This window comes from Grimontia celer (assembly GCF_900055185.1).
GTDB lineage: Bacteria > Pseudomonadota > Gammaproteobacteria > Enterobacterales > Vibrionaceae > Enterovibrio > Enterovibrio celer.
The window spans coordinates 1-570 of the sequence record NZ_FIZX01000048.1; the positions used below are offsets into that span (position 1 = coordinate 1).

Here is a 570-nt window from a genome sequence, read left to right on the forward strand (position 1 = left end):
ATCATTAAATAAGTTGCGGTAACTTTATCGAATAACAAATCAATAAAAAAGCTATAATCACCTGTACTATAAAGTGTTATTTCTTTAATATTTAACGTATTTTGATTAAAAAATAACCAATAAAAAATAAAGCCAATTCCAAAAAATACTTGAAGCCCTGCAGGAATAGCCATTGATAAAAAAATGCCTTTTTCATTTTTACTAGGGATGATAAGACTCACTACAAATCCTAAGAACGGAATTAATAGAAATAAAGGTAATAATTGTTCAATTGTGCGCTGCTTAATTAAATTGATGAATAGGTAAATTATTAGAAGAACTTTCAATAAATCGCTCGAAATTCTCAATTTTAGGAACCACCTTTTGAATTGGATGGTATATTTGAAAACTGCCATTTACCAAAATATAAAGCTCCTTATTAAAAGGATTGTAAACCGCTAATTTCATCCAACCTTTATCGTACCATCCAAAAGTATCAGGATTTTCTTTGAGTACTTTGAGTACTATTTCTGGTTTTTGTTCTACAATTGTCAAAATGCGTACTGGGTCATGAACATCAATCATTTGATA

2 protein-coding genes are annotated in these 570 nt (G+C 28.8%); both read right to left on the minus strand.

The features are described 5' to 3' along the window. A partial coding sequence (locus GCE9029_RS26420; RefSeq protein ID WP_197475431.1) for a hypothetical protein occupies positions 1-221 on the minus strand: 221 nt, incomplete at its 3' end. Positions 222-282: 61 nt separating this feature from the next. Beyond that, positions 283-570: Na-translocating system protein MpsB (locus GCE9029_RS26425; protein ID WP_157487859.1), on the minus strand; the 288-nt coding region annotated here is incomplete at its 5' end.